25 protein-coding genes are annotated in these 26,948 nt (G+C 67.3%); 16 read left to right on the forward strand and 9 right to left on the reverse strand.

Annotated elements, in window-relative coordinates; all coding sequences use genetic code 11:
* Nucleotides 1–95: 95 nt before the first annotated feature.
* From QF050_RS07860 to QF050_RS07875, 4 genes are all read left to right on the forward strand, one after another.
* Nucleotides 96–770 carry a pentapeptide repeat-containing protein gene (locus QF050_RS07860; RefSeq protein ID WP_308929934.1) on the forward strand — a complete coding sequence of 225 codons (675 nt, stop codon included), beginning with the start codon at nt 96–98 and terminating at the stop codon, nt 768–770.
* Nucleotides 771–888: 118 nt separating this feature from the next.
* Nucleotides 889–2,115 carry a thiolase family protein gene (locus QF050_RS07865; protein ID WP_308929935.1) on the forward strand — a complete coding sequence of 409 codons (1,227 nt, stop codon included), beginning with the start codon at nt 889–891 and terminating at the stop codon, nt 2,113–2,115.
* A complete protein-coding gene (locus QF050_RS07870) occupies nt 2,115–2,918 on the forward strand; it encodes an enoyl-CoA hydratase/isomerase family protein (RefSeq protein WP_308929936.1) in 804 nt (267 codons plus the stop codon). The genes QF050_RS07865 and QF050_RS07870 overlap by 1 nt, the downstream gene beginning before the upstream one ends.
* A 3-nt stretch (nt 2,919–2,921) precedes the next feature.
* On the forward strand, nt 2,922–3,794 hold the full coding sequence (locus QF050_RS07875) for a 3-hydroxyacyl-CoA dehydrogenase family protein (protein WP_308929937.1): 873 nt from the start codon (nt 2,922–2,924) through the stop codon (nt 3,792–3,794).
* Nucleotides 3,795–3,806: 12 nt separating this feature from the next.
* Here the strand turns inward: QF050_RS07875 and QF050_RS07880 are convergent, their stop codons facing one another.
* Nucleotides 3,807–4,040, reverse strand: coding sequence for a DUF6480 family protein (locus tag QF050_RS07880; protein WP_308929938.1), 234 nt, complete (start codon nt 4,038–4,040; stop codon nt 3,807–3,809).
* Between the two features lie 72 nt (nt 4,041–4,112).
* On the opposite strand from QF050_RS07880, the gene QF050_RS07885 reads away from it, so the two are divergent.
* Genes QF050_RS07885 through QF050_RS07895 form a run of 3 tightly spaced genes read left to right on the forward strand, consistent with a single transcriptional unit; the run spans nt 4,113 to nt 8,196 of the window.
* Complete coding sequence (locus tag QF050_RS07885; protein ID WP_308929939.1) at nt 4,113–4,736, forward strand: GNAT family protein; 624 nt, start codon at nt 4,113–4,115, stop codon at nt 4,734–4,736.
* Nucleotides 4,737–4,759: 23 nt separating this feature from the next.
* Complete coding sequence (locus tag QF050_RS07890; RefSeq protein WP_308929940.1) at nt 4,760–5,470, forward strand: tyrosine-protein phosphatase; 711 nt, start codon at nt 4,760–4,762, stop codon at nt 5,468–5,470.
* 59 nt (nt 5,471–5,529) lie between these two features.
* On the forward strand, nt 5,530–8,196 hold the full coding sequence (locus tag QF050_RS07895; RefSeq protein ID WP_308929941.1) for a trypsin-like serine protease: 2,667 nt from the start codon (nt 5,530–5,532) through the stop codon (nt 8,194–8,196).
* 22 nt (nt 8,197–8,218) lie between these two features.
* Here QF050_RS07895 and QF050_RS07900 read toward each other — a convergent pair whose 3' ends face one another.
* Nucleotides 8,219–8,659, reverse strand: a complete 441-nt coding sequence (locus tag QF050_RS07900; RefSeq protein WP_133830564.1) for a PaaI family thioesterase — start codon at nt 8,657–8,659, stop codon at nt 8,219–8,221.
* A 142-nt stretch (nt 8,660–8,801) separates the two neighbouring features.
* On the opposite strand from QF050_RS07900, the gene paaZ reads away from it, so the two are divergent.
* Both paaZ and QF050_RS07910 read left to right on the forward strand, forming a co-directional pair.
* Nucleotides 8,802–10,913, forward strand: a complete 2,112-nt coding sequence (gene paaZ / locus QF050_RS07905) for a phenylacetic acid degradation bifunctional protein PaaZ (RefSeq protein WP_308929942.1) — start codon at nt 8,802–8,804, stop codon at nt 10,911–10,913.
* A 181-nt stretch (nt 10,914–11,094) separates the two neighbouring features.
* Complete coding sequence (locus QF050_RS07910) at nt 11,095–11,490, forward strand: VOC family protein (protein WP_308929943.1); 396 nt, start codon at nt 11,095–11,097, stop codon at nt 11,488–11,490.
* Between the two features lie 91 nt (nt 11,491–11,581).
* On the opposite strand, the gene QF050_RS07915 is transcribed toward QF050_RS07910, so the two are convergent.
* From QF050_RS07915 to QF050_RS07930, 4 genes are all read right to left on the reverse strand, one after another.
* The gene (locus QF050_RS07915) at nt 11,582–11,887 is read right to left on the reverse strand and encodes a hypothetical protein (protein ID WP_308929944.1); all 306 of its coding nucleotides are present in this window, start codon (nt 11,885–11,887) and stop codon (nt 11,582–11,584) included.
* A gap of 104 nt (nt 11,888–11,991) precedes the next feature.
* Nucleotides 11,992–12,627 (reverse strand): TetR/AcrR family transcriptional regulator, encoded by a 636-nt coding sequence (locus QF050_RS07920; RefSeq protein ID WP_308929945.1) that lies wholly within the window; start codon nt 12,625–12,627, stop codon nt 11,992–11,994.
* A 60-nt stretch (nt 12,628–12,687) separates the two neighbouring features.
* On the reverse strand, nt 12,688–14,046 hold the full coding sequence (gene paaK, locus QF050_RS07925) for a phenylacetate--CoA ligase PaaK (RefSeq protein ID WP_308929946.1): 1,359 nt from the start codon (nt 14,044–14,046) through the stop codon (nt 12,688–12,690).
* A gap of 7 nt (nt 14,047–14,053) precedes the next feature.
* Nucleotides 14,054–14,521: a hotdog fold thioesterase gene (locus tag QF050_RS07930; RefSeq protein ID WP_308929947.1), complete on the reverse strand. Its 468-nt coding sequence runs from the start codon at nt 14,519–14,521 to the stop codon at nt 14,054–14,056.
* A gap of 334 nt (nt 14,522–14,855) precedes the next feature.
* On the opposite strand from QF050_RS07930, the gene pta reads away from it, so the two are divergent.
* A complete protein-coding gene (pta, locus tag QF050_RS07935) occupies nt 14,856–16,925 on the forward strand; it encodes a phosphate acetyltransferase (protein ID WP_308929948.1) in 2,070 nt (689 codons plus the stop codon).
* A 63-nt stretch (nt 16,926–16,988) separates the two neighbouring features.
* Here pta and QF050_RS07940 read toward each other — a convergent pair whose 3' ends face one another.
* The gene (locus tag QF050_RS07940) at nt 16,989–18,317 is read right to left on the reverse strand and encodes an MFS transporter (RefSeq protein WP_308929949.1); all 1,329 of its coding nucleotides are present in this window, start codon (nt 18,315–18,317) and stop codon (nt 16,989–16,991) included.
* 233 nt (nt 18,318–18,550) lie between these two features.
* On the opposite strand from QF050_RS07940, the gene QF050_RS07945 reads away from it, so the two are divergent.
* The 4 genes from QF050_RS07945 (at nt 18,551) to QF050_RS07960 (ending at nt 23,508) form a co-directional block, all read left to right on the forward strand.
* The gene (locus tag QF050_RS07945) at nt 18,551–19,273 is read left to right on the forward strand and encodes a GntR family transcriptional regulator (RefSeq protein ID WP_308929950.1); all 723 of its coding nucleotides are present in this window, start codon (nt 18,551–18,553) and stop codon (nt 19,271–19,273) included.
* A gap of 163 nt (nt 19,274–19,436) precedes the next feature.
* Nucleotides 19,437–20,786 (forward strand): L-fuconate dehydratase, encoded by a 1,350-nt coding sequence (locus tag QF050_RS07950; RefSeq protein WP_308929951.1) that lies wholly within the window; start codon nt 19,437–19,439, stop codon nt 20,784–20,786.
* Nucleotides 20,783–22,312 (forward strand): aldehyde dehydrogenase (NADP(+)), encoded by a 1,530-nt coding sequence (locus tag QF050_RS07955; protein WP_308929952.1) that lies wholly within the window; start codon nt 20,783–20,785, stop codon nt 22,310–22,312. The genes QF050_RS07950 and QF050_RS07955 overlap by 4 nt, the downstream gene beginning before the upstream one ends.
* Nucleotides 22,309–23,508: a fumarylacetoacetate hydrolase family protein gene (locus QF050_RS07960; protein ID WP_308929953.1), complete on the forward strand. Its 1,200-nt coding sequence runs from the start codon at nt 22,309–22,311 to the stop codon at nt 23,506–23,508. Before QF050_RS07955 ends, QF050_RS07960 begins: the two co-directional genes overlap by 4 nt.
* 85 nt (nt 23,509–23,593) lie before the next feature.
* Here QF050_RS07960 and QF050_RS07965 read toward each other — a convergent pair whose 3' ends face one another.
* The gene (locus QF050_RS07965) at nt 23,594–23,887 is read right to left on the reverse strand and encodes a hypothetical protein (protein ID WP_308929954.1); all 294 of its coding nucleotides are present in this window, start codon (nt 23,885–23,887) and stop codon (nt 23,594–23,596) included.
* 139 nt (nt 23,888–24,026) lie between these two features.
* Here QF050_RS07965 and QF050_RS07970 point away from each other — a divergent pair, with 139 nt between their 5' ends.
* The gene (locus tag QF050_RS07970) at nt 24,027–25,187 is read left to right on the forward strand and encodes an acetate kinase (RefSeq protein WP_308929955.1); all 1,161 of its coding nucleotides are present in this window, start codon (nt 24,027–24,029) and stop codon (nt 25,185–25,187) included.
* 5 nt (nt 25,188–25,192) lie between these two features.
* A complete protein-coding gene (locus tag QF050_RS07975; protein WP_308929956.1) occupies nt 25,193–25,765 on the forward strand; it encodes a GNAT family protein in 573 nt (190 codons plus the stop codon).
* Here the strand turns inward: QF050_RS07975 and QF050_RS07980 are convergent.
* Nucleotides 25,749–26,945 carry an FAD/NAD(P)-binding oxidoreductase gene (locus tag QF050_RS07980; protein WP_308929957.1) on the reverse strand — a complete coding sequence of 399 codons (1,197 nt, stop codon included), beginning with the start codon at nt 26,943–26,945 and terminating at the stop codon, nt 25,749–25,751. The two genes, QF050_RS07975 and QF050_RS07980, sit on opposite strands and share 17 nt — an antisense overlap.
* Between the last annotated feature and the right edge of the window lie 3 nt (nt 26,946–26,948).

Genomic DNA, 26,948 nt, shown 5'->3' on the forward strand with positions numbered 1-26,948 from the left:
TCCTTTCGTTTCCGTCGATCCACCGCTTACTTTTTCACCATAAACACAGCTTGCTTACTAATTCAAGGGCCGGCCGGGGCGGATAGGCTCGGGGCATGGACAAAACGCGCGGCAGGGGGCCGGCCGGTGTGGCAGCGCCCCGGATCTCCCCGGTAGAGCTCAATGACCTCGAGGACCGGCCGGACTCCGCCTTCCGGCGCGGCGACCGGCATGATGGCGCCCGGTTTACCCGCGCAGACGCGGACGGCCTTGACCTGGGCGGCTCCGTCTTTTCCGAGTGCCGCTTCGATGCCGTTTCCTTCAATGACGCGCAGCTCCGCGGCGCATCTTTCCGCGACTGCGTCCTGGCGGAGCTGTACGCGCCCGTTTTCCGAGGTGCCCGCAGCACCTGGCAGGACGTGGAGCTGCGGAATCCCCGCCTGGGCTCCGCGGAGCTCTACGAAACCGGCTGGCAGTCCGTGCGGATCGACGGCGGCAAAGTGGACTTCCTGAACCTGCGCGGCGCCAAGCTCACGGACGTGCTGATCAGCGGGTGCATCATCAACGAACTGGACCTTGGAGCCGCGGGAGCCGTCCGGGTGAAGCTGGAGGACTGCACCATTGGATCCCTGGACCTTGCCGGCGCCAAGCTGAAGGACTTTGACATACGCGGCACGGAGTTCCGCAAGGTCAGCGGCCTGGGAAGCCTCTCCGGCCTGGTCATAGACGAGTATCAGCTGGGCCTCCTGGCGCCACTGATTGCCGGGCACCTGGGTGTCACGGTCCTCTAGCCGGGTGCGGAGCAGAACCTTGCCGTGTACCATTTACAGAACGAACGGTCGGTAAGTGGACTAGTCTGCTCAGCCGGCCGCCGATGACAGTGCTGTTTATCGCGTGAAGGGTGTTTCCATGGCTGCAACCGCAGGTCCGCAGGCTTTCCTTGTAGGCGGGGTCCGAACACCGGTGGGCCGGTATGGGGGTGCCCTGTCCGCCGTGCGGCCGGACGACCTCGCCGCCCTGGTGGTCCGCGAGGCCGTGGACCGCGCCGGCCTGGACCCGGAGGGCATCGACGAGGTGATCCTGGGCAACGCCAACGGCGCGGGGGAGGAGAATCGGAACGTGGCCCGCATGGCCACCCTGCTGGCAGGCCTTCCGCTCCACATTCCAGGGATTACCGTCAACCGGCTGTGCGCCTCCGGACTGAGCGCCATCATCCAGGCCAGCCACATGATCAAGGCCGGCGCCGCGGACATCGTCATCGCCGGCGGTGTGGAGTCCATGAGCCGGGCGCCCTGGGTGCAGGAAAAACCCACCAGCGCGTTCGCCAAACCCGGCCAGATCTTCGACACCTCCATCGGGTGGCGATTCACCAACCCCCAGTTCCAGCATGGCGGCCTCTCCCGTGACGGGAAGATGACCTACTCCATGCCGGAAACGGCGGAGGAAGTGGCCCGCGTGGACGGCATCTCCCGCGAGGACGCCGACGCATTCGCCGTCCGCTCCCACCAGTTGGCCCTGGACGCCATCGCCGCCGGCCGCTTCAAGAATGAGATCGTCCCCGTCACGGTGAAGACGCGCAAGTCCGAGACCGTGGTGGACACGGACGAAGGCCCGCGCACAGGCACCAGCCTCGACGTTCTCGCTGGCCTGCGGCCGGTGACACACGGCGGATCCGTGGTCACCGCCGGAAACTCGTCCTCCCTCAACGACGGCGCCTCGGCCATCATCGTCGCCTCCGAAGCCGCGATAGAGCGCCTGGGCCTGACACCGCGTGCCCGCATCATCGACGGCGCCTCCGCCGGCTGTGAACCCGAGATCATGGGCATCGGCCCGGTCCCCGCCACCCAAAAGGTGCTCAAGCGCAGCGGCCTCAGCGTTGGTGACCTGTCCGCCGTCGAACTTAACGAAGCCTTTGCCACCCAGTCACTGGCCTCCATCCGGCGCCTGGGCCTGGATCCGGAAATCGTGAACCGCGACGGCGGCGCCATTGCGCTGGGCCACCCGCTGGGCTCCAGCGGGTCCCGGATCGCCATCACCCTACTGGGGCGGATGGAACGCGAGGACGCGAAGATCGGCCTCGCCACCATGTGCGTGGGAGTCGGACAGGGCACCGCGATGCTGTTGGAGAAGATCTGATGGCGGCCGCGGCGGACCTCTCCACCGAGGACTTTTCGGCCCTTCTGGTAGAGGAGCGGGAGGACCGGGTTGTGGTCCTGCTCAACCGGCCCGGGGTGAAGAACGCGATCGATCAACAGATGGTGGACGAACTCCACACCGTGTGCGCGGCGCTGGAGCAGAATCCCAGGGTCCTGATCATTGCCGGCGTGGACGGGGTGTTCGCGTCCGGGGCCGATATTGCCCAGTTGCGCGAGCGGCGGCGGGACGATGCCCTGCAGGGGATCAATTCCACGATCTTTGTCCGGATCGCCAAGCTGCCCATGCCGGTCATCGCCGCGCTGGACGGCTACTGCCTGGGCGGCGGGGCGGAACTGGCTTACGCGGCGGATTTCCGGATCGGCACCCCCAACGTGCGCATCGGCAACCCCGAAACAGGGCTGGGCATCCTGGCCGCCGCCGGCGCCAGCTGGCGGCTCAGGGAACTCGTGGGTGAACCGCTGGCCAAGCAGATCCTCCTGGCCGGCCTGGTCCTCGGCGCTGACGAGGCGCGGGCAGCCAACCTTATTACTGAAATCCACGACCCCGCAGACCTGCTGGCCGCCGCCCACAGCCTTGCTGACAGGATCGGGCGCCAGGACCCGCTGGCGGTCCGTATCACCAAGTCCGTGTTCCACGCCCCCGCCGAAGCCCACCCGTTGATCGACCAGCTGGCCCAGGGCATCCTCTTCGAGTCCCAGGCCAAGTTCGACCGCATGCAGGCGTTCCTCGACCGCAGTGCCCGGAAGAAGTCCAACCCGGCCAACCCCGCAGACGGAAAGTAGACCATGAGTAAATCGCAAGTGACCCCAGCCCTCCCGGCCCGGGTGGGTGTCCTGGGCGGTGGCCGGATGGGTGCCGGGATTGCGCACGCCTTCCTGGTCAAGGGTGCCGACGTGCTGGTGGTGGAGCGCGACGAACAGTCCGCGGAGGCTGCCCGGGAGCGGGTGGAATCCGCGGCGGCGAAGAGCATCGAACGCGGGGCAACGGACGCAAACCTGGACGAGCTGGTCTCCCGGCTGGCTGTCGGCGTGGATTATGACGCTTTCAAGGACCGCCAGCTGGTGGTGGAGGCCGTCCCGGAAGACTGGGACCTGAAAGTCACAGCCTTGCGGGGCATCGAGGAGCGGCTGGCGGAGGACGCCTGCCTGGCCTCCAACACGTCCTCGCTGTCCGTCAACGGGCTTGCAAAAGAGCTGAAGCGGCCCGAGAACTTCCTGGGACTGCACTTCTTCAACCCGGTTCCGGCGTCCACGCTCATCGAGGTGGTCCTGGGCGAACAAACCTCGCCCGGACTCGCCGCGGAGGCGAAAAGGTGGGTGGAGGCACTCGGCAAGACCGCCGTCGTCGTCAATGATGCTCCGGGGTTCGCGTCCTCGCGGCTGGGCGTCGCCATCGCGTTGGAGGCCATGCGGATGGTGGAAGAGGGCGTGGCGTCCGCGGAGGACATCGATAACGCCATGGTCCTGGGCTACAAGCACCCCACCGGGCCGCTGAAGACCACTGACATCGTGGGCCTGGACGTCCGCCTGGGCATCGCCGAGTATCTGCAGTCCACCCTGGGTGACCGGTTCGCCCCACCGCAGATCCTGCGGGACAAGGTGGCCCGCGGCGAACTGGGCCGCAAGGCCGGCAAAGGTTTCTTCGACTGGCCCAGCTAAGGATTGCCGGTCCTAGTCGAAGAAGCCCACGATGTAGCCGATGAAATACAGCAGGCACAGCAGGACCACCACGCCGATAATGGCGATCCAAAGGAACTGCGTGCCCTTCCGCGGCGCGCGCTCCTCACGGCCCTGGGGGCCGACTGTGGATGCTTCGCCCGGCGGGGTTTCGCCGGGCGGCACTCCGCCGCCAGGCTCCAGGCCGGTGATCTTGTCGTCCTCCGGATCCGGGTTGGTTCCTGACACAATAACTCCCTCGCTCGCCGTCCAGGTGCTTGCCCAGCCTAACCGCCGAACGAGTGGGCCTAGGCTGGTGCAGTGACTTTCCTTGAACCCCTTACCCTGACCGGGCGGCACGTAATCCTGGAGCCGCTCACCGCGGAGCACCACGACGGCCTGGTGGCCGCCGCCAGGGACGGCGAGCTCTGGAAGCTCTGGTACACGTCGGTCCCCGCTCCTGATGCTATGGCCGCCGAAATCAGGCGACGGCTTGCCCTGCAGGAACAGGGATCCATGCTGCCGTTCACCACCCGGCTGATCGACCCGGCAACCGGCGGCCCGGGCCGCATCATCGGCATGACCACCTACATGAACATCGACGCCGCCACGCCCCGGGTGGAGATCGGCTCCACCTGGAACGCGGCGTCCGTCCAGGGGACCGGGACCAACCCCGACTCCAAGCTCCTGCTGCTCAGGCACGCCTTCGAGGCCGTAGGCTGCCCGGCCGTGGAATTCCGCACGCACTGGCTGAACCGCCAGTCGCGGGAGGCCATCGCCCGGCTCGGCGCCAAGCAGGACGGCGTGCTCCGCAGCCACTCAAGGACCAGCGACGGAAACCTGCGGGACACGGTGGTGTTCTCCATCCTTGACCACGAATGGCCCGCCGTCCGCGCCGGGCTCGAGTACCGGCTGGACCGCCGCGGCGAGGGTGCCCACGGATGACGCCAAGAAAACCTGGCAGGCCCATGGACTGGGATGGAGCGGTCAACGCGTGGCACGTGGCCGGCGGCGTCTACCGCATGGGGCGGCGTGAGTGGCTGACGGCGTCAGGGTGGCGGCAGGTGTTCGACGACGGCATCCGCACCGTCGTGGATCTCCGTAACACAGCGGAGGTCCGGCGCCGGGACACCGACCCGGTGGTTCCGGCCGCGGCCTGGTCCGATATCGACCTGGTGCAGGCACCCACAGAGGAACCCGATGACCCACGCTTCACCACAGTTACCGGCCCCTATATGAATGATCCCGCCCATTACGCCGAGAACGCCCGGCTCTTTCCCGAGAATCTGGTGGCCATCTTCCGGAGCATAGCCCGGGCAGCGCCGAAGGGGGACGTCCTGCTGCACTGCGCTGCGGGCCGGGACCGCAGCGGATTGGTCGCTGCCATGGTCCAGGACCTGGCGGGGGACACAGACGAAGCGATCGCCGAGGGATACCGGCGGGCTGCCCGCGGCATTAACGAGCGGTACCGCACGCACGGACCGCCGCACAGCCGCGAACGGTACCTGGCGGAGGCGGAACTCGCGCCGCTGCTGGAGCGGCGAGGGCTCGCGGTGGTGGCGTTCGTCCGCGGCCTGGATACCCGGAGCTACCTCCTGGCCAACGGGTTGCCGGAGGCGGAACTGGACGCCGTCCTGGCCATTTGCCGCACAGGCGCGGATACACTGGGATCAATGTGACGCATGTGACGTGAGGTGCTGTTGTTTCCTCAGTCACGTTGACCGGCAGAGAGACGGACATGAGCAACACAACAGCACCAAGGAAAAGGACCTCCCCGGAGCAACGGCGGGGGGTCAGCGCCGACACCCTGCGCCGGGTACTCGCACTGGGCGCCGCCGCAGGGATGCTGGCATCCTCTGCATTGGTGGCCAATCCCGCCTTCGGCGCCGGTGAGGCATCCCCCACCCCGACGCCAGGCAGCACTGCTGCGGCTCCTGCGGCACCAACCAGCCCGCCGCCCTCCTCTTCGTCCTCGGGTTCCGGGCCATCCACGGGCCTCTCGCAGGCTGCCCTCGACGACGCCGTACGGCGGGACCTCAAGCTCACCCCCCAGCAGTTCGAGGCGGCCGGGGAGCTGGGTGCGCAGGCGGCAGCGGCAGCCGTTCAGCTGCGCCAGGTCCCGGGCAACGTGGGAATCCGGATCGAGGGCGGCTCCATCATTGTCAGCGGCTCCGGAAATGCGTTGCAGGCTGCTGTGGCCGCGCTCGCGGGGACCATTCCCGGCTTGTCCCTCGAGGCGCCCCCTGCTCAGCCTTCTACCCGGCCTTCCGCCGGGGCATCCGCCGTTGCGCCGTCGTCGGCCGCTTCCCCGGCCGCCACGGCACAGGGAGATGCGCCCGCGGCACCCGCGAAGGGCGTGCGGTCGCAGGTGGCGGTGAGCACCGAACAGCTTTTCCACGAGTACGTCCGCGAGGTGGGGACGGCAGGGCTGCAGGCAGTGGTCACTTCCGGCGGCAAATTCGTCATCAGGACGGGGGGCATTACGTCCGCGCAGTCAACGCAGGGTGGCCGCACGGGAACGGCCTCCACCCCGGCCGGCACGCCGGACACGGCCGCCCCCGGCAAGATTTCCCCAACGCAGTTCGTCTCCCGGTATGCGAATGTGGAGCTCGACGGCGGCGCTCCCCTCAAACCGGAAGCGGACGTTGCAGGCGGGGTCGGCTACCAGACAGACCAGAACTGGACCTGCTCCACCGGTTTTTCCGCTTTCGACCGCAGCGGGCTCCCAGCCGTCCTTACCGCTGGGCACTGTGGTGGGGACGGTGCCTCCAAGACGGCCACACTGCTTCCCCGTGCGTCCGACAGCCTGCTGGGCAACTTTGAGTTCAGCCAGTTCGGTGGCCCGGGAAACTCCCCCGTACTTAATCCAAACACTCCTACGGGCCCCGACTACACGGCCGTCACCGATCCCGGCAACGTTAGCACTGACATTGCTGTCATCGGAGCCATTCGACCTAACTGGGATCCTGCGCCTGCTACTGACACTTACGGATACGGCACCGGGCTTGACGCCAAGATCATAGGTACCAAGGCCCCAGTGGTTGGCGAGGCCGTTTGCCGTTCGGGATGGGCCACGCACTGGTCCTGCGGCCACATCGACGCGATAGGAATCATCCTCGTGGGCGGTCCGAATTACCCCGCGGATCCCAATGACGTCCGGGCGTTCAACGGTTTCCTGTCATATGACGTCCAGTCCGGCCCGGGAGACTCCGGCGGCCCATGGATCAGTGGAAACTACGCCGTGGGTACCCACTCGGCGGGTGCCGTCGAAAGGGACAGGCTGGGCAACGTTGTTAAAACGATCGCCGTCGCAGCCACCCTCGAGGACTCCCTCAAAGTGCTGCCCGGCTACCAGCTGGAACTCTTCCTCAACAAGCCCGAGCTCGCAGCCCCGGCAGGCAAGACGTTCAAAGCCGGCACCAGCGTCACGGGCCGGGTTCCGGCCGCACCCGCCTCCGCCGTAGCCCAAGGTTCCCAAGTGCGTATCACCTATGCCGGCCGGCAGCCGTTCGACGCGGACATTGACGCCGGCACCTGGTCCTTTACGGCACCGGACGCGCCGGGTCCGTTCAGCTTCACGGCAGAGACCGTAAACGGGTTCAGCCGCTCCGGTCCGGTGTCACTGGACATCGCCATTTCGCCATCGTTCCTTCCCGCACCCACCATCACCACCAGTGCCAACCAGCCGCTGGCCAGGCTGGAGGCCATTGACGGCACGGGAACGCCGGGCGCCACCATCACACTGTCCGGTGACGCCCCCGGCTCGGTCCTAGTTGGGTCGGACGGCCACTGGACTGTTGCCCTGGCCGCCCCCGCCCCGGCCGGCAAAGTGGACGTCACCGCCGTGCAGTCCTACCCGGGCCTTACCGACAGCCCGGCGACCACGGTGGCCTTTGCCGTCATGCCTCCGCCACCGGGCGTCACCAGCCTTTCCGACGGACAGCACCTCCAACGGGACTCCCTGCCGGCAATCATTGGGGGAACGGGAGTGAACGGTGCGGACGTGACGGTGTCCGTCGACGGGAAGCCACTCTCCGGCGCGGCGGCGGGCGGCGCCGCTGGATCAGGGGCAACGGGATCCCGTGCCGTCGGAACGCTGTTGGCGCCGTTGGTCCTGGCCGCTGGTGGAACCTGGCAGGTTCCGTTCCCCGCCGGACTGGCCGTTGGCGTCCACACGGTGTCGGTAACGCAGGCCGTGGACGGAGTAGCCTCCACTTCGACGCAGCTCGCGTTCACCATCGATGCGCCGCCATCCGTGCTCCCTGTGGGGAACATTACGGCCGGGAGCCTGGCCGCCACAGGATCATCTGCGCTGGTTCCCGCAGCCATTGCCGCCGCGGCCGCGCTCGTCGTCGGGATCCTGCTGACACTGCTGGTGAGGCGCCGGAAGCGGGGATCCGACTAGGTTTCGCCAGGTCCAGCTACCGCTACTTGTGGCGGCGCATCAGCAGGTTGGTGATGCGCAGGGTGCAGAGCCGCTGGCCCGCCTCGTTGGTGATCAGCACCTCGTGCGTGGTCAGCGTGCCGCCCAGGTGAATGGGCGTGGCCGTGATGGTCACCTGTCCCTCCCGCGCGGAACGGTGGTGGGTGGCGGAAACGTCCACCCCCACCGCGGTCTTGCCCATGGTGCTGGCATGGATCACGGCGGCCCAGGAGCCCACGGCCTCGCCGACGGCCAGTGAGGCGCCGCCGTGCAGGAGGCCGAAGGATTGCCGGTTGCCCTCCACCGGCATGGTGGCCACCACCCGCTCCACGGACTCCTCCAGGATCTTCACACCCATCTTTTCGTCCAGCTCGCCCAGGGTGATCTTCCACAGTTCATGCTGCGATGGCTGGTTGTCGCCGGAATCCTCGTGCGGGGCGCTCATACGTTCTCCTTTGGGTTGGCCATTTCAGTCCCGGCCTTCTAGTGTGCGGCATGGCACTTCATGTATGGTGAATATATTACCGAACGGACGGTCAGTAATGACTGCTGTTCGCCTGCCCCCGTGTTGGAAGGACCCGTCAACGATGACCACCACAGCCACAGCTCCCCAGGCCACGGTCGACACCGTGGAGACAGTGCCCAGCTTCGTCAGGGATGCCTGGTGGACGCCCGACGCCGGCTCGTCGGCTTCCGCGGTGCCCGTCCGGGATGCGAGCACCGGGGAGATCCTGGCCAAGGTCAGTACGGAGGGCCTGGACCTGGCCGCCGTCGTCGAGTACGGCCGCACCACCGGCCAGGCGGAACTCGGCAAGCTGACCTTCCACCAGCGCGCCCTCAAGCTCAAGGAACTTGCCCAGTACCTGAATGCCCGCCGCGAGCACTTCTACGGCTTCTCCTTCCAGACCGGCGCCACCAGGATCGACTCCATGGTGGACATCGACGGCGGCATCGGCGTCCTGTTCACCTTCGGATCCAAGGGCCGGCGCGAACTGCCCAACTCCCAGGTAGTGGTGGACGGCCCCATGGAGGTCTTGTCCAAGGACGCGTCCTTCGCCGGCGAGCACATCTACACCCGCATCCCCGGGGTGGCCGTGCAGATCAACGCCTTCAACTTTCCGGTCTGGGGCATGCTCGAGAAGTTCGCCCCGGCGTTCCTGGCCGGCGTCCCCACCATCGTCAAGCCGGCCACCCCCACCGGCTACGTCGCCGCAGCCGTGGTCAAGGCCATCGTTGAATCCAACATCCTGCCCAAGGGCTCGCTGCAGCTGATTTCAGGATCCGTCCGCGGCTTGCTGGACGTGCTGGACTACCGCGACCTCGTGGCCTTCACCGGCTCCGCTTCCACCGCAAAGTCGCTGAAGGCGCACCCGAATGTGGTGGAGGGCGGTGTGCGTTTCACCTCCGAGACGGATTCCTTGAACGCTGCCATCCTGGGCCCGGATGCCGCGGAGGGCACTCCCGAATTCGATGCGTTCGTCAAGTCCGTGGTCACCGAAATGACCGTCAAGGCCGGCCAGAAGTGCACGGCCATCCGCCGCGCCATCGTGCCGCAGGAACTGGTTCCCGCAGTTTCCGCCGCCATCGGCAAGCGCATAGCGGAGCGCATCGTCCTTGGCGACCCCCGCGGCGAGGGCGTCACCATGGGCGCGCTGGCCTCGGTGGAACAGTTGGAGGACGTCCGTGCGGCCGTGCAGTCCATGCTCGACGCCGGCGGTGAGCTTGCGTACGGAACCCTCGATTCGCCGTCGGTCACCTCAGCCGACGGAACCACCGGAGTGGTGGAGGGCGGGGCATTCATGGCCCCCGTGGTCCTGAACTGGGACAACCCTGAGGCGGAGGCGATCCACTCGCTCGAAGCGTTCGGGCCGGTATCGTCCGTGATCGGCTACCGGGACCTGGCCGACGCCGTCCGCCTCGCCGCCCGCGGCGGAGGCTCCCTGGTGGCCTCGGTCTGCACCAACGACCCCGAAGTGGCGCGGGAACTGGTCACCGGGATCGCCGCCCACCACGGCCGCGTCCTGATGCTCAACCGTGAGGATGCCCGTTCATCCACCGGTCACGGTTCGCCGGTGCCGCACCTGGTCCACGGTGGCCCGGGGCGCGCCGGCGGCGGCGAGGAACTCGGCGGCATACGGTCGGTGCTACACCACATGCAGCGCACCGCCATCCAGGGCTCGCCCAACATGCTCACAGCCGTCACCGGCGTCTGGCACACCGGCGCGGACCGCAACTTCACGCTGGAAACCGAAGGCGAGCACCCGTTCCGGAAGTCCCTCTCCACGCTCCGGATCGGCGACGCCGTCCGCTCGGACCTGCGGCAGGTCACGCTGGAGGACATCAGCGCCTTTGCGCAGACCACGGGCGACACGTTCTACGCGCACACCAACGAAGAGGCGGCGGAGGCCAACCCGATCTTCCCGGGAATTGTGGCGCACGGCTACTTGCTCCTGGCCTGGGCGGCAGGTTTGTTCGTCGAGCCGGCCCCGGGCCCCGTCCTGGCCAACTACGGGCTGGAAAACTGCCGCTTTACCAAGCCGGTGGCCGCAGGCGACTCCATCCGGGTGACCCTGACCGCCAAGAAGATCACCCCGCGCGAAACGGATGAGTACGGCGAGGTGGCCTGGGACGCGGTCCTGACCAACCAGAACGACGAAATCGTGGCCACCTACGACGTCCTCACCCTGGTGGAGAAGTAACCCCCCAACGCCCGCTCACCTTTGGCAGCGTCTCTCTAAACGCCCGCTCACTTTTCTCGGGAAAGTGAGCGGGCGTTTGGCCGTTGGTGGTCAAAGGTGAGCGGGCGTTTGGGGTCGGGGGCTTTTTGGGCCGGCCGGGCGTAAGATTCTGCCCGTAGGAGGTGGCCACATGACCCTTAGAATGAGCACAGCCACAACCATCCTGCCAGTCGACGATGCAGCCCGCGCCCGCAGCTTCTACACCGAAAAGCTCGGACTCCCGCACCGCGGAAAGACAGATGATGGAAGCGAACTACTCGGCACCGACGGCGGCCCCATGCTGCAGCTGATGCCGGTCTCGGACGGGAAGCACTCCGACCATACGGCGCTCAGCTTCGAGGTCACGGACATCGAAGAAACTGTCCGCGATATGGAAGCCAGGGGTGTCATGTTCCAGGACTACGACCTGCCCACCCTGAAGACGGAAAACCACATCTGCACCACGGAATCCGAAAAATGCGCATGGTTCATGGACACAGAGCACAACATCCTCTGCGTCCACCAGAGCCTCGCGGCCAATCCGGAATACCAGGTCTAGGAAGCGCGTTCACGCGCAAACAGAAGCAGGGGTGCCCCGGTCGGATCGGGGCACCCCTGCTGCCTGTTGTGGAACGCTTGGGACCTTGCGGTCAGTTCTCGGCGCCGCCGTGCAGGCCGTCGTCGCTGCTGTCGTCCTCGCGGCCCGTACCGTGGCCTTCTTCGCTGCGGTCGGAAAGGTCCATGTTGCCGCGGGCCTCCTCCATGGTGGGGCCGCCCGGCGGAACGCTGTAGGTATCCGGCCGGATGCCGTGTGACTGTTCCTCGATCAGGGCCTGCTCCTCGCTGAAGCGGATCGCGTTGGCCTCGTCGCCCGAGTCGCCTTGAATGTCTTCGCGGAGCTTCGATGGATCCGGAACGATGAATCCTGCGTCCGGCTCTTCCTTGGAGTGGCTCATGTTCAATTCCTTCCAGCGGGTGGTGTCTTCCCCCCACCGTAACGGGAGAGCAGGAGAAATACCAAGCACGCTTATTATTAACGGCGGCATGCCATAGCGGCAGCCTACGCTTCGGTGTGCAGGCCGTCGAACGCCATGGTGATGACGTCGTCAGCCAGCCGTTGCGGCGAGAGGGGGCCGCCCGGCTTGTACCACTCCACGATGGAGTTGATCATCCCGAACAGCAGCCGCGATACGGTGCGGGGGTCGATGTCCGCCCGCAGCGATCCCTCGTCGCGGGCCGCCGAAATCAGGCCGGCCACCTTGTGGTCGAATGCCCGGCGCCGTTCCAGGGCGTCCCGCTCGATGTCCGTGTTGCCACGAAGGCGCAGCAGCAGGGTGACGAACGGCAGGCGCTCCACCAGCACGGCAACCGTCTGCCGCAGCACAAACTCCAGCCTGGCGTCGGCCGCACCGGAGGTTGCTTCGGGACGCTCCAGGATGGCTTCGAGGCCGCCCAGCGCGTGGTCCAGGGCGAGTTTGAGGAGATCGCCCTTGGACGGCACATGATGGTAAATGGCGGACTTGGAGATGCCCAGGTTTTCCGCCAGAATGCCCATCGAGGTGGCGTCGTAGCCGTGCCGGTTGAAGACGTCGACAGCAATCCGCAGCACCGACTGCTGGTCATAGCCGGGACGCCCCCGCTTGGTTCCATTGGCGGCTGGGGCGTCGGTGCTGGCAGTTCTGCTGGCGCTGGGCATAATCGCTAGTTTCTCACGAACGGTCGGTAAGTCCGGGCACGGCCCGCCACCAACGGAACTTCAGCCCTTCGGCCGGAGGTCATAGATGCGGCGCAGCTTGCCGTTGGACCGCTCAAGCGCGCCCGGTTCCACCACGTCCACCGTGCATGAAGAACCCACGTGGATCTTGATCTGCTCCTTCAAGGTGCGTGCCGCCGTCGTGCTTTGTTCAACGGTGACCGTGTCCCGGCGCTCGATCCGGACGGTCAGCTGGTCCATCCGCTGGCCCTCGGGCCGGGTGAGCTCGAGCTGGAAATGCGGGCTGAGCTCAGGGATGCGGAGGGCGATTTCCTCGATCTGGGACGGGAAGAGGTTCACGCCGCGCAGGATGATCATGTCGTCGCTGCGGCCGGTGATGCGCCCCATGCGGCGGTGGGCGGGGCGGGCGGTGCCCGGGAGCAGGCGGGTGAGGTCCTTGGTGCGGTACCGGATGATCGGCAGCGCTTCCTTGGTGAGGGAGGTGAAGACCAGCTCGCCGTTTTCGCCGTCCCGCAGGACGTTTTCCTTGCCAGCGATCGGGTTGAACGGGTCGATGATCTCGGGCCGGAAGTGGTCCTCCCAGATGTGGCTGCCGTCCTGGGTCTCCACGGCCTCACCGGCGACGCCCGGGCCCATGACCTCGGACAGTCCGTAGATGTCGCAGGCCTTGATGTTCATCATGACCTCGAGCTCGTGCCGCATCTCCTCGGTCCACGGCTCGGCGCCCAGGACGGCGAACTTCAGCGAGGTGGAGGCGGGGTCGATGCCCATGTGCGCCATGGCGTCGGCGATGGTGAGCAGGTAGGTGGGGGTGGCCAGGATGGCGTCCGGCTTGAAGTCCTGGATCAGCTGGATCTGGCGTTCGGTCTGGCCGCCGGACATGGGGATGACCGTGCAGCCCAGGGCTTCGGCGCCGGCGTGCGCGCCCAGGCCGCCGGTGAACAGGCCGTAGCCGTAGGCGTTGTGGACCTTCATGCCCGGTCGGATGCCGGAGGCGCGGAAGCTGCGCGCCACCAGCTTGGCCCAGTCGGCCAGGTCCTGCTTGGTGTAGCCGACGACGGTGGGCCGGCCGGTGGTGCCCGAGCTGGCGTGGATGCGGGCTACTTCGTTCTGCGGCACCGCGAACATGCCGAACGGGTATTCCTGGCGCAGGTCTTCCTTGGTGGTGAAGGGGAAGTTGCCCAGGTCCTCGAGTTCCCGCAGGTCGCTGGGGTGGATGCCGGCGTCGTCGAACTTGCGCTTGTACAGGGGTACCCGGTCGTAGGCGTAGGCCACCGTGTGCTGCAGGCGGCTGAGCTGGAGGGCCTCGAGCTCGTCGCGGGAGATGGTTTCCTCGCGGTCCAGGCCGGGGTCGATGCCGGCGGCTGCGGGAGTGGGGGTTTCGGGGGCATGCAGGGTCATGGTTGTCCTACTTCTTGGGGATGGTGCGGCTGCGTCCGCGGAACTCGGCGATGAGTTCGCCCGGGGAGCTGGGCTGGGTTTCGGAGGCCGGGGCGGCGTCGGCGGCAAAGATCTGGATGTCGTACAGGCCGCTGCGCCCGGCACTGGAACGGCGTTCCGCCACGGCCGTGAGCACCTGGCCGCGGAACGCCGGCTTGAGGAAATTGATGTCGACGCCGGACGCCACGGTGATGGTGTTTTCCTCGCCCGGTGCAGGGTGGATGGGGTTGCACGCGAGGGCGAAAGCAGTGTCGCCGAAGGCGAAGATCATTCCGCCATGGGCCATGCCGAAGCCGTTAAGCATTTCCTGCCGGAGCGTCATCCGGATGGTGGCGTGCCCGTCGCTGAGGGCGAGGACCTCGATGCCCATCCATTCGGAGGCATAGTCGTTGTCCAGGAGGGGGTGGGGGGCCCCGGAAAGTGTTGCTTCAGCCATGCGTCATTGCCTCCAGCTTTATTTACCGAATGTTCATTAGGTAATCCCATGAGGGGGTCCGGTGTCAAGGGGATGCGGCATCGGGACGGGCGCTCCTGCCCGCTTACCTCCGCGACTTCCCGTGGCTCGGCCGGGGACACGCCGTGGTGCGCGGTGCGCCGCTGGGATGCGTTGAAAGCAACCGGGCGGGAATGCACGACGGCGGCCGGCACCTTCCGCTGCACCCCTGGGCGAGAGGGCACTTGGCGGCAGTTATGGAGGGGGTGCCCTGCAGGTTGCCGCGAAGTGCAAGGATGGGAGAACCGGCAGCAGCAAGAACAGCAAAGGGCGGACCATGGCCAAAGGCATCTACGTCAGCGCAACCACCCCCGGCTCGGGCAAGTCCCTGGTGGCCCTGGGCCTGGCGGACACCCTGCACCGGCATGCGGACAGGATCGGCTTCTTCAAACCGGTGGTCCACGGCCCCTCGTCCGCGGATGACCCCATGGTGGCGCTGATGAAAGCCCGCTTCGCGCTGGAGGATGAGCGGTGCCGCGGCGGCCTGACGTATGCGGAAGTCCGTGGGCTTCTCGCGGAAGGAAACCGGGCCGAGATTGATGCCAGGTGCGTTGAAATCTTCGCGGACATCGCCCGGCACTGCGATGTGGTGATCGTGGAGGGGACGGACCTGGTGGGCCAGGACTCCGCCGTCGAGTTCGACCTCAATGCCCGGCTGGCCAACAACCTGGCCACGCCCGTGGTGGCTGTGGTGGGGGCCAAAGGGCGGACTGTCGCCGAAACTGCCGCCGCCGTCGAAGTTGCCCGCAAGGAACTTGCCGCCGAACGGTGCTCGCTGCTGGCCATCATGGTCAACAGGGCCGACGCCGAAGACCTGGACGCCATCGCGGCGGCGCTGAAACCGGGAGCCTCCGGTCGGCCCGTGTACATCCTGCCCGAACTCGAAGAAATCGCCCGGCCCACTACGGGCGAGGTGGCAACGGCCCTGCGTGTCCGGCAGATCGCGGGAACCCCGGACATGGAACGCGACGTCAAGGACATCAAGGTTGCCGCCATGAACGTGGGCAACTTCCTGAATGTGCTGGACGAGGGCGCCCTGGTGATCGTGCCGGGGGACCGGGCGGACGTGATGGTGGCCTGCCTGGCATCTTCCTTCTCACCCGAGTTTCCCGTGGCCTCGGCGCTGATCCTCACCGGCGGCCTGGCACCGGACGCAAACATCTACCCGCTGCTGGCCCAGGCGCCGTTCCCGGTGTTCGCGGCAGACGAGGACACCTACCAGACGGCCCGCCGGGTCTCCGAAGTCCGCAGCGAGATCTGGTCCGGGCACCGTCGCAAGGTGGCCTCCGCGCTGGGCCTCTGGTCCCGCAGGGTGGACGAGGCCGAGCTGGTGGAACGGCTGCACCTGCCGCGGGCGGAACGGATGACGCCGCTGCGGTTCCTGCACGACCTCATCGAGCGCGCCCGGGCCCAGCGCCGCCATGTGGTCCTGCCGGAGGGCACGGACGTCCGCATCCTGCGCGCGGCAGAGATCCTGCACCGACGGGACGTCTGCGACCTCACCCTCCTCGGGCCCGAGTCGGACGTCCGCGAGCTGGCAGCAGCCAACGGCATCGACCTGTCCGGCATCAACGTCATCGATCCCGCCATCTCCGAGCTGCGGCAGAAGTTCGCGGAGAAGTACGCCGAGCTGAGGGCCCACAAAGGGGTGGACCTGGCCAAGGCCCTGGAGATCATGCAGGACGTCAGCTACTTCGGCACCATGATGGTCCAGCTGGGCGTGGTGGACGGCATGGTGTCCGGCGCCGCGCACACCACCGCGCACACCATCCGGCCCGCCCTGGAGTTCGTGAAGACGCGCCCCGGGGTGAAGATCGTGTCCTCGGTGTTCCTGATGCTCATGCCGGACCGGGTGCTGGTGTACGGGGACTGCGCCGTGAACCCGGATCCGAACGTTGAGCAGCTGGCGGACATTGCCCTGGCCTCGGCCGAGACTGCCGCCCAGTTTGGAGTGGAGCCGCGGGTGGCCATGCTCTCTTATTCGACCGGCGGCTCGGGGTCCGGCGAGGCGGTGGACGAGGTGCGTCAGGCCACCGAGCTGGTGCGGGCCCGGCGGCCGGACCTGGCGGTGGAGGGGCCCATCCAGTACGACGCCGCCGTGGACGCCTCCATCGCGGCGTCCAAGATGCCCGGCTCCACCGTGGCCGGCCAGGCAACGGTGTTCATCTTCCCGGACCTGAATACCGGCAACAACACGTACAAGGCGGTCCAGCAAAGCTCCGGCGCCGTCGCTGTCGGGCCGGTCCTGCAGGGGCTGCGGAAGCCGGTCAACGACCTCTCCCGCGGCTGCACCGTGGAGGACATCGTCAACACCGTGGCCATCACCGCAATCCAGGCTCAGGCCTGACAAAGGCCGACGGCGGCACCCGGGTGGGTGCCGCCGTCGGCCTTTTTTGGGGGGTGCTGTGTCCTAGGCTGCCGCCGTGACCTTCAGCGGCTCGATCTTGCCCATGACGAACAGGTAGTTCGCCGCCCCGATCAGCGATACGGCGCCGATCACCGCCAGCGGCGCAACGAAGGATCCGGTCTGGTCAACGAGCACCCCGATCAGGATCGGGGTGAAGATGCCGGCGAGGTTGGAGGCGAAGTTCTGCAGACCGCCGATGGAGCCCACGTGCCGGGAGCTGGGTGCGACGTCGGCCGGCAGGGACCAGATGCCCGTGGCGGCCACGGTGAGGCTGGAGTAGGCAATGGAGAGCAGAGCCAGGGCCATCCAGGCTTCCGGGACGAGTGCGGCGAACATGATGACCGAGCCGCCCGCCAGGCCGCCGGCGATCGCGGTCTTGCGGACCTTGCTCACTGAGGCTCCGGCGCGGACGGCGCGATCGGCCACGTAACCACCCAGCCAGCCGCACAGGACGGCGCAGATGCCCGGGATGGCACCGAAGAAACCGAGCGTCAGGAGGTTGAAGCCGCGCTCCTTCACCAAATAGCTAGGGAAGAACGTGATGAAGAAGTAGATGGCGCTGTTCAGGCAGAAGAAGCCGAACATCATGCTGAGGATGGTGCGGTACTTGAAGAGCGCTCGCCAGGGAAGCTTGGTGGCCCCTTCGTCATCGCTTGCCGTTCCGCGTGCTCCGCCTTCCTGGATGTAGCTGACCTCGGCCGCGTTGGCGCCGGTGTGCTCCTCGGGGCTGCGGTAGTACTTCCACCAGGCGGCCGCCCAGATAATTCCCAGGACGCCGATGATGATGAACACGGCGTGCCACGAGGTGACGGCCACGATGAGGGTAACGATCGGCAGGGCGATGACGGCGCCGACGCGTGAACCGGAATCCCAGATGCTGGTGGCGAAGGCACGTTCCCGGACCGGGAACCAGGTGGCCACCACCTTGGCTGCCGTGCTCGGGGCCGGGCTTTCGCCGGCGCCCAGCAGGAACCTGGCCGCAAACAGCGACCAGAAGCTGGAGGCCGCGGCGGTGACCATGGTGAAGACTGACCACCAGAGCGCTGCAAGCGAGAAGGACCGGCGCGGGCCCACTTTGTCCACATACCAGCCAGCGGCGAGCTGGCAGAAGTCGTAGGCCCAGAAGAAGGCCGCGAAGATGAGGCCCTGCTGCGTGGCCGTGAGCTCAAAGTCCTTGCCCATAAAGGGCAGCGCGACGCTGAGGCTTGAGCGGTCCAGGTAGTTGATGCTCAGTCCCAGGAACGCAAGCCAGATGATCACCCAGCGTTTGCGGGTCATCAGGCGGGGCTGCGGTGAGGTGTTGATGGCTGTCTTACTTCCGAGCGTAGTCATGCGGTCTCCTTCGACATATACATGGCTTCGGGTGCGGGGCGCACCGGCGGGAGGGGAAGACGCCGAAGATATCGACGCCAAATCATATAGGAATCGGGTTAATCATATAGATAATGTGATGGGGATCAAGTGCAATGGCAAAAAAGTTCCCAGGGAAGCTCGTGGCTTATGATTCCCCCAGCGACTCCAGGCCGATCCAGTACAAGTCCGGCCCCAAGGCAAGAGGTAACCGCGTGCCCCCACGTCAACCGTCCGATACTTCCCGCGGCAAGGCGGCCGTCCCCGACGTCTACTCCGCCATGCGCGCATCCATCCTGGAGGGAGAGATCGCCCCGGGCACCCGGATCAACATCGACGCCGTAGCCCGAAGCCTTGGGGTTTCGCAGACCCCCGTCCGCGAGGTGCTTCAGCGCCTGGAGGGGGACAATCTGGTGGTGTACAGCCCTGGCCGCGGTTACAGCACAACGCCACTGCTGGACCTGCCGGAACTTCGGGCCCTGTTCGAATTCCGGCTCCTGGTGGAGCCGTGGGCGGCCCGGGCGGCAGCCGTGGACCGGCTCGCCAACCCGGCGGCGGCCCTGGAAAAGGAGCTTGCCGGCTTCCGGAGCACCATGCGCAAGACCAAGGACCTGCGGCAGGACCTGGTGGCCCATGACACCCGCTTCCACGACACCATCCTCGCCGCCTCCGGCAACCCCGTGGTCCGGCATGCCTTCGCCCAGACCCACTGCCACCTCCACACCTTCCGGCTGTACCCGGCAGACGTGGACGGCGCCATCACAGTGGCCGAGCATACGGCTGTGCGCGCGGCCATCGAGGCCTGCGATCCCGAGGGGGCCGAGGCGGCCATGACTACCCACATCCGCAACTCCTTCGACCGTTTTGCGCAGGCCTTCAAGGGCGAGTTGGCACCCCTGGAAGACGGTGGGCAGCCGCGCAGGCGCATCATCATCTAGGAGCACCACGCCAACAGCCCCGGCCTGCAACGCCGGGGCTGTTCGCGCTTAAAGAAGCGGCGGGGGTTGACCTGCGTCACATGTCCTATATGATTTTTCTAATTCGTATAGGAATCGAATCTTTCCCTTCTCTTCCCAGCACTGCACCGAAAGTTGAGTTCCAATGCCCTCCATCACTTCCATCAAGACCCAGGACGTCCGTTTCCCCACGTCCCTGGAGCTCGACGGTTCCGACGCGGTCAACGTTGACCCCGACTACTCCGCCGCCTATGTCGTCATCCGCACCGATGCGGGCGACGAAGGCCACGGATTCGTCTTCAGCTGCGGCCGCGGCAATGAAATTCTGACCGCCGCCATCGACGCCTACGCCCGCCTTCTGATTGGCCGTGACATCGACGAACTCATCCAGGACCTGGGTGGCGCCTCCAGGCTCCTGGTCCACGACTCCCAGCTCCGCTGGCTGGGGCCCGAGAAGGGGGTCACCCAGATGGCCTGCGGCGCCCTGGTCAGCGCCCTGTGGGACATCCGTGGCCGCCGCGAAAACAAGCCGCTCTGGCTCCTCCTTGCCGAGATGACGCCCGAGGAACTGGTGAGCGTGGTGGACTTCACCCACATCCGCGACGCCCTCAGCCCGGAGGAAGCCCTTGAGATCCTCCGCGCTGGCCAGGAAGGCAAGGCCGAACGGATCGCCGCCCTCAAGGCAGACGGCTTCCCTGCCTACACCACCTCCCCGGGCTGGCTCGGCTACAGCGATGAGAAACTGGTCCGGCTGAGCAAGGAGGCGGCCGCGGAAGGCTTCTCCATGATCAAGCTCAAAGTGGGCGGCGACATCAACGATGACCGCCGGCGCATGGCCCTGGCCCGGGAAGCAGTGGGCGCCCTGCCCATCGCCATTGACGCCAACCAGCGCTGGGAAGTCTCCGAGGCCATCGAGTGGGTGAACCAGCTGGCCGAATTCAACCCCTACTGGATCGAAGAGCCCACCAGCACGGATGACATCCTGGGCCACGCCGACATCCGCAAGGGTGTCACCCCGGTACGGGTGGCCACCGGAGAGGCCGTGGCGAGCCGGATCGTCTTCAAGCAGCTCCTCCAGGCCGGCGCCATCGATGTCCTGCAGCTGGACTCCACCCGCGTGGCCGGCGTCAACGAGAACATCGCCATCCTGCTGCTGGCAGCCAAGTTCGGGGTCCCCGTCTGCCCGCACGCCGGGGGAGTGGGCTTGTGCGAACTGGTCCAGCACTTCTCTTTCTTCGACTACGCAGTGGTGGGCCGCAGCCAGGAAAACCGCATGATCGAATTCGTGGACCACCTGCACGAGCACTTTGCCGAACCCGTCCGGATTATCGACGGCCGCTATGCCGCACCGGCACTGCCCGGCACGGGCGCCGAGATGCTCACCGCCTCCCGTGCCCGCTGGGAATTCCCTAGCGGCGCAGGCTGGCAGGAAGTGGGCAACCGGGCCGCCGTCACCGGCGGATCCCTGGCCGCGGCGGCAGGAGCCGGCCGATGACCGCGGCCCCCCAGGCAACGGCCGCCCCCGCCAAACCCACCACCGGGGAGCAGCTCGATGCCGCCGTCGGGGCCGCCCGCCGCGCCTTTGAGCAGGCCCGTATGGCGGACCCTCACCGGCGCGCCGGCTGGCTTGAAGCCATTGCCGCCGGCCTGGAGCAGGACGCTGCGGGACTGGTGGAGACCGCCGTGGCCGAAACGCACCTCGGGACGGCTCGGCTCGAAGGCGAACTGAAGCGCACCGTGTTCCAGCTGCGGCTCTTCGCGGCGGAAATCCGCCTTGGTGAGCACTTCGACGCCACTATCGACCACGCCGACCCCAACTGGCCCATGGGCCCGCGCCCGGACCTTCGGCGCTACAACGTCCCGCTCGGCGTCGTCGGCGTCTTCGGCGCCTCCAACTTCCCCTTTGCGTTCAGCGTGATGGGCGGGGACAGCGCGTCGGCCCTGGCGGCCGGCTGCGCGGTGGTCCACAAGGCCCATGATGCCCACGGCGGACTTGCGGCCCGCACCGCGGCCACGGTGATCCGTGCCCTGGAGGGTACCGGGGCGCCGTCGGGCCTGTTCTCCATGGTGACCGGGCGGCAGGCCGGCGAGGCACTCGTGGACCACCCCTCGGTGAAAGCCATCGGCTTTACCGGGTCCACCGCGGGCGGCCGGGCCCTGCTCGACCGCATCGCCGCCCGGCCCGAGCCCATCCCGTTCTTCGGCGAGCTCGGCGGCATCAACGCTGTCTTCGTCACGGCCGGGGCCTGGGCGGCCCGGCGCACGGAAATCTTGGCCGACTATGCTGCCTCGTTCACCCTGGGCATGGGCCAGTTCTGCACCAAGCCCGGGCTGCTGTTCGTCCCTGCAGGGCAGGCTGACACCATTCGCCGCGAGCTGGCGCAGGCGCTGGCAGGATTCACACCCGCCCGGCTGCTCAGCCCCCGCCTGCACGACGGGTACAGCGATGCCGTCAGCCGGCTCCGGGACACCGACGGCGTGGACGTCCTGGTGGAAGGCAACTTTGCCGAGGAACCGGCCCCCACTGTCCTGCTCACCACCGCCGACGAGGTCCGGAAGAACCCGGAGCTGCTCCGCCAGGAGATGTTCGGGCCGGCCAGCCTGTTGGTCGAGTACGACGACGAGTCCGGGTTGCCGGCCTTGGCCGGACTGCTGGAAGGGCAGCTGACCACCACGCTCCAGGCAGAAGCGGACGACGACGTCGCCGCGCTCGCTGCCCGGCTGGCGGACATCAGCGGCCGGGTCCTGTGGAACGGCTGGCCCACCGGCGTCACCGTCAGCTACGCCCAGCACCACGGCGGCCCATACCCGGCCACCACCTCAAACACCACCTCGGTAGGGACGGCGGCGATCCGCCGGTTCCTGCGGCCTGTGGCGTACCAGTCCTTCCCCGCCCAGCGGTTGCCCGAACCATTGCGGGACAGCAATCCCTGGCAGGTCCCGCAAAGGGTCGACGGCGTCTGGCAGCGCCCGTCCGGCGCCGCAGCCGGGGCCGAGGCCATCCAGGAGGACAAGCGATGAACGGCATGGGCCTGGAGGACGTCCACGCAGTCCTTCCCGAGGACGCGGACCAGGCCCTGCTGATCGGGCGGGTCTGGGATGTCGGCAGCGGCGGACCACGCGTCGTGGCCGTCAGCGGAAGCAATGTCTTTGACCTGCACCGCCTCGCCGAAACGGTCGCGGATCTCCTGGAGTTGCCCGATCCCGCCGCAGCCGTCCGCGTAGCCCTGACAGATCCCACCCTGGCGGAACCGCGGTGGAAGACGGCCGACGTCATCAACGCCTCCCTGGAGGGTGACTACACCCGGACCCGGCTGCTGGCCCCCGTGGACCTCCAGGTCATCAAGGCCTGCGGCGTCACGTTCGTGGACAGCATGATCGAACGTGTCATCGAGGAGCGCTGCGGGGGCGACGCCGGACGCGCAGCAGAGGTCCGGGAGCTGGTGGGCCGCGCCCTGGGCGGAAGCATTTCCGCCCTGCGGCCGGGATCGCCGGAAGCCGCCGAAGCCAAACGCGTCCTGGTCTCCGAAGGCCTGTGGTCGCAGTACCTGGAAGTGGGGATCGGCCCGGACCCGGAGGTCTTCACCAAAGCCCCGGTCCTCTCCTCGGTGGGCCTGGGCGCCGAGATCGGCATCCCTGCCTTCTCGTCCTGGAACAACCCGGAGCCGGAGCTGGTCCTGATCGCCACCTCCGGCGGCACAGTGGTGGGTGCGACGCTCGGCAACGACGTGAACCTGCGTGATGTTGAAGGCAGGAGCGCGCTGCTGCTGGGCAAGGCCAAGGACAACAACGCCTCCAGCGCGCTGGGACCGCTGATCCGGCTGTTCGACGCGCAATTCACCCTGGATACGCTTCGCGACGAGGAGATCCTGCTGCGCGTCGAAGGCCCGGACGGCTACCTGCTGGAGGGCCGGAACAGCGTGTCCCGGATCAGCAGGCCGTTCGAGGAGCTCGTGGCGGCAACGCACGGGAAGCACCATCAGTATCCGGACGGTTTCGCACTGTTCACGGGGACCCTGTTCGCCCCGACGCAGGACCGCGACGTGCCCGGCCAGGGCTTCACCCACAAACACGGTGACCGGGTGACCATTCGCAGCCGCCACCTGGGCGCCCTGATGAACCGGGTGGGGCCCTGTGAAGAACTGCCGGAGTGGTCATTCGGCCTTCGCCGGCTGTTCGCGTACCTGGCCGCGCAGCGGCAGGAGGCGCGGGCGTAGTTGTGATGCAAAAACGTACGACGCCGGCACCCTGGTGGGTGCCGGCGTCTTTCGTCGCTTGGGGGTGTTTTGGCGCCTGAGGCGCCTAGCTGTTGTCCGGCTTGGCGGGGCTCTCCGGGTCCTCCTGCTTGGCGGGTTCGTCGGAGAGGCCCTGCGGGGTCAGGTCCAGGTCCTCGGTGTTCTCCGGGGCCTCCGGCGCTTCACCGGTTTCGGCTGCCTTGAGGTTGCCGGTGTCGTCCAGGGCCGGGTTGGCGCCCTCCACGACGGTGGGGTCCTTCTTCCCGGAGCCGGAACCGGAGCCTGCATTGAGTTGGGCGGTGCTGCTGGATCCCGTGTTGGTGGGGTCGTTCTCGTCGATCGAAGTGGGCTCGTTCGTCATGGAAATGTCCTCTCGGCGTGGTCCAGCCTTGTCCGCCGACCATAGGCACAGCCGGGGTGCATGCGCAAGGAAGGGCTCGCTGTAGCCCGGCACATATAGTGGGGTTTGAACTGCTGACGCCAGGCTGAGGAGGCCCCGCATGCTCGTGCTCGTCATCAACTCCGGCTCGTCGTCGCTGAAGTACCAAGTCCGCGACGTGGCGGCCGGGACGGTCCTCACCGAGGGGCTGATCGAGAAGATCGGCATGGGCAACGGTGGCAGCGGCGACGGCGAGATCGAGGGGCCCCGGGACCATGCGGAGGCGCTGGAGGAAGTGGACGCGGCCATCCACCGGGAGCTTGGCGGCCTGGAGCTGGAGGCGGTGGGCCACCGGGTGGTCCACGGCGGCGAGCGGTTCGCCGAGCCGGTGCTGATCGACAACGAGATCACCCGTGCCATCGAACGCCTCAACCCGTTGGCGCCGCTGCACAACCCTGCCAACGTCCTGGGGATCCGCGCCATCACCAAAAAGTGGCCCTCGATGCCCCAGGTGGCCGTGTTCGATACCGCCTTCCACCGCACCCTGCCAGAGCATGCCTGGCGCTACGCCGTCCCGGACGAGCTGTACACCAACCATGGGATCCGCCGGTACGGCTTCCACGGCACCTCGAACGAGTACGTTGCCCGCCGGTCCGCCGCGCTGCTGGACCTCCCCTTGGAGGAGTTCGACGGCGTGATCGCCCACCTGGGCAACGGCGCCTCCGTGACTGCCATCCGCGGCGGACACTCCGTGGACACGTCCATGGGATTCACCCCGCTTGAGGGCCTGGTGATGGGAACCCGCTCGGGCGACCTGGACCCCTCCATCCTGGTGTTCCTCGGTCGCGCCGGATGGTCGCCGGAGGACATCGACACCATGCTGAACCGCGAATCGGGCCTCAAGGGCCTGGCCGGCAACAACGACATGCGCTCCGTGGTGGAAGCCGCCGAAGCCGGCGACGCCAAAGCCTCCATGGCGCTGGCGGTGGCGTCCTACCGGCTGGCCAAGTACATCGGCGGCTACCACGTGGCAGTCGGCGGGGCCAAGGCAGTGGTGTTTACCGCGGGCATTGGTGAGAATTCCGCCCAGTTCCGGGCCCTGGTGGCGGACCGGCTGGGCGCCCTGGGCATAGAGCTCGACGCCGGCCTGAACGCCGGGCGGTCAAAGGAACCCCGCGTGATTTCCACGCCGTCCTCCGCGATTCCCGTCCTGGTGGTTCCCACGGACGAGGAACGCGCGATCGCCGAGGCGACGGCCGCCGTCGTAAGTTCAACCCGGTAGCCGGCATGCCGGACATTCTGCTGCCAATCCGCACCAACCGGCTGGTCCTGCGGCGCTTCGAAGGAAGCGACCTGGACGCCTTCCACGCCTACCATCGCCTGCCGGAGACCGCCCGGTTCCTGCCCGGGCCGGCCAAGAGCTACACCAAGTCCATGGAGTCTGTGGGCAAGTACGCCAACTTCGTGTACGAAAAGGAGGGCGACTGGATCTGCCTGGCCATCGAGGCCAAGGAGGAGCCGGGCCTCCTGGGCGAAGTGGTGCTCAAGTGGCTCCCGGGCCGCGGGCAGGCCGAGGTGGGCTGGTCCATGGCACCGCAGGCGCGCGGCAAGGGGTACGCCACCGAGGCGGCAGCGGCGGTCCTGGACCTCGGCTTCGGGGAGCTCGGCCTGCACCGGATCGAGGCGCGGCTGGACGAACTCAATACCGCCTCCGCCGGCATCTGCCAGCGATTGGGGATGCGGCTGGAAGCGCGGCATGTGGACAAGTGGTTCTACAAAGACCAGTGGGCCACCGAACTGGTCTATGCCGTCCTGGCCGACGAATGGAGCCGGGACAGGAACCCTACGCCCGGCCCTTGAGGATCAGGTTCCAATAGATCTTCGGGAACAGATCCCGGTCCACCATCCAGGACAATCTGCTTTCATTCCACGTGGGGACCTGCGGGATGGTGGGCTTGATCCGGTACTGGTCGTCGAATTCGGCGAACACCACGGTGTCCCGCGACACCGTGAACGGGCACACCGAGTAGCCGTCATACTTCGCGCGCAGCGGCCTTCCCTTGCGGGCGGCCACCAGGTTCCTGGCCAGGACCTTGGTCTGCTTGCGCAGGGCGCCGCCAGACTTGGAGTTGGTGGTCCCCGCGGCGTCGCCCAAGGACCACACATTGGGGTACCGCAGGTGCCGGAGCGTCTGGCGGTCCACCTCCACGAAGCCCTCGGAGTCGCCGGCGGCGGGCAGGTCGGTGGTTTTCAGCCAGTCCGGGGCCGACTGCGGCGGGACGGCGTTGAGGACGTCATACTCCAGGTCCTCGGTGGTGTTTGCGGCATGGTCGCGGATGGTGGCCCTGCGCTCGCCGGCGTTGACGGCAATCAGTTCGCTGTTGGTCCGAAGCTCGATCCCGTACTCGGCGATCTTCCGGTCCAGTTCCCGGTCCACTTCCGGAACCCCGAACACGGTGGGATACGGCTGGACCATCACCACGCGGATGTTGTCCAGGACCCCCTGTTCCCGCCAGTAGTCGCAGGCAAGGTACATGGGTTTCTGGGCGGCCCCGCCGCACTTGATGGGACCCGCCGGCATGGTGAAGATGGCGGTGCCGGAGGTCATGGCACTGAGCAGCGTCCAGGCTTTGGGGGCAAGCTCGAACTCGTAATGGGACGCGCCGTAGGGCGAGTGGACGGCGTCGGACAGGCCCGGCACGGCGTCCCAGTCATACTGGAGCCCGGGGCAGGCCACCAGCTGCCCGTAGCCAACGGTGGCCCCGGATTCCAGGGTGACCGTGTTGGCGTTGGCGTCCACGTCCACCGCCGCGTCCCGGATCCAGGTGACGCCCCGCGGTGTCACCGACTCCTGGGTCCGGACGGCCTCCTTGGCCTGTGCCCGCCCACCCGCGATATGCGAGAACAATGGTTGGTAAAGGTGGTGGTCCTTGGGCTCGATGACCGCAACGTCCTTCACGCCGTAGCGCTGCAACCTGGCCGCCAGGGAGATGCCGGCGTTGCCGCCGCCGATGATCAATACCTCGTGCCGGGCAGCCACTGG

The sequence above is a fragment of the Arthrobacter sp. SLBN-112 genome, from assembly GCF_030944625.1.
In the GTDB taxonomy this organism is placed as follows: domain Bacteria; phylum Actinomycetota; class Actinomycetes; order Actinomycetales; family Micrococcaceae; genus Arthrobacter.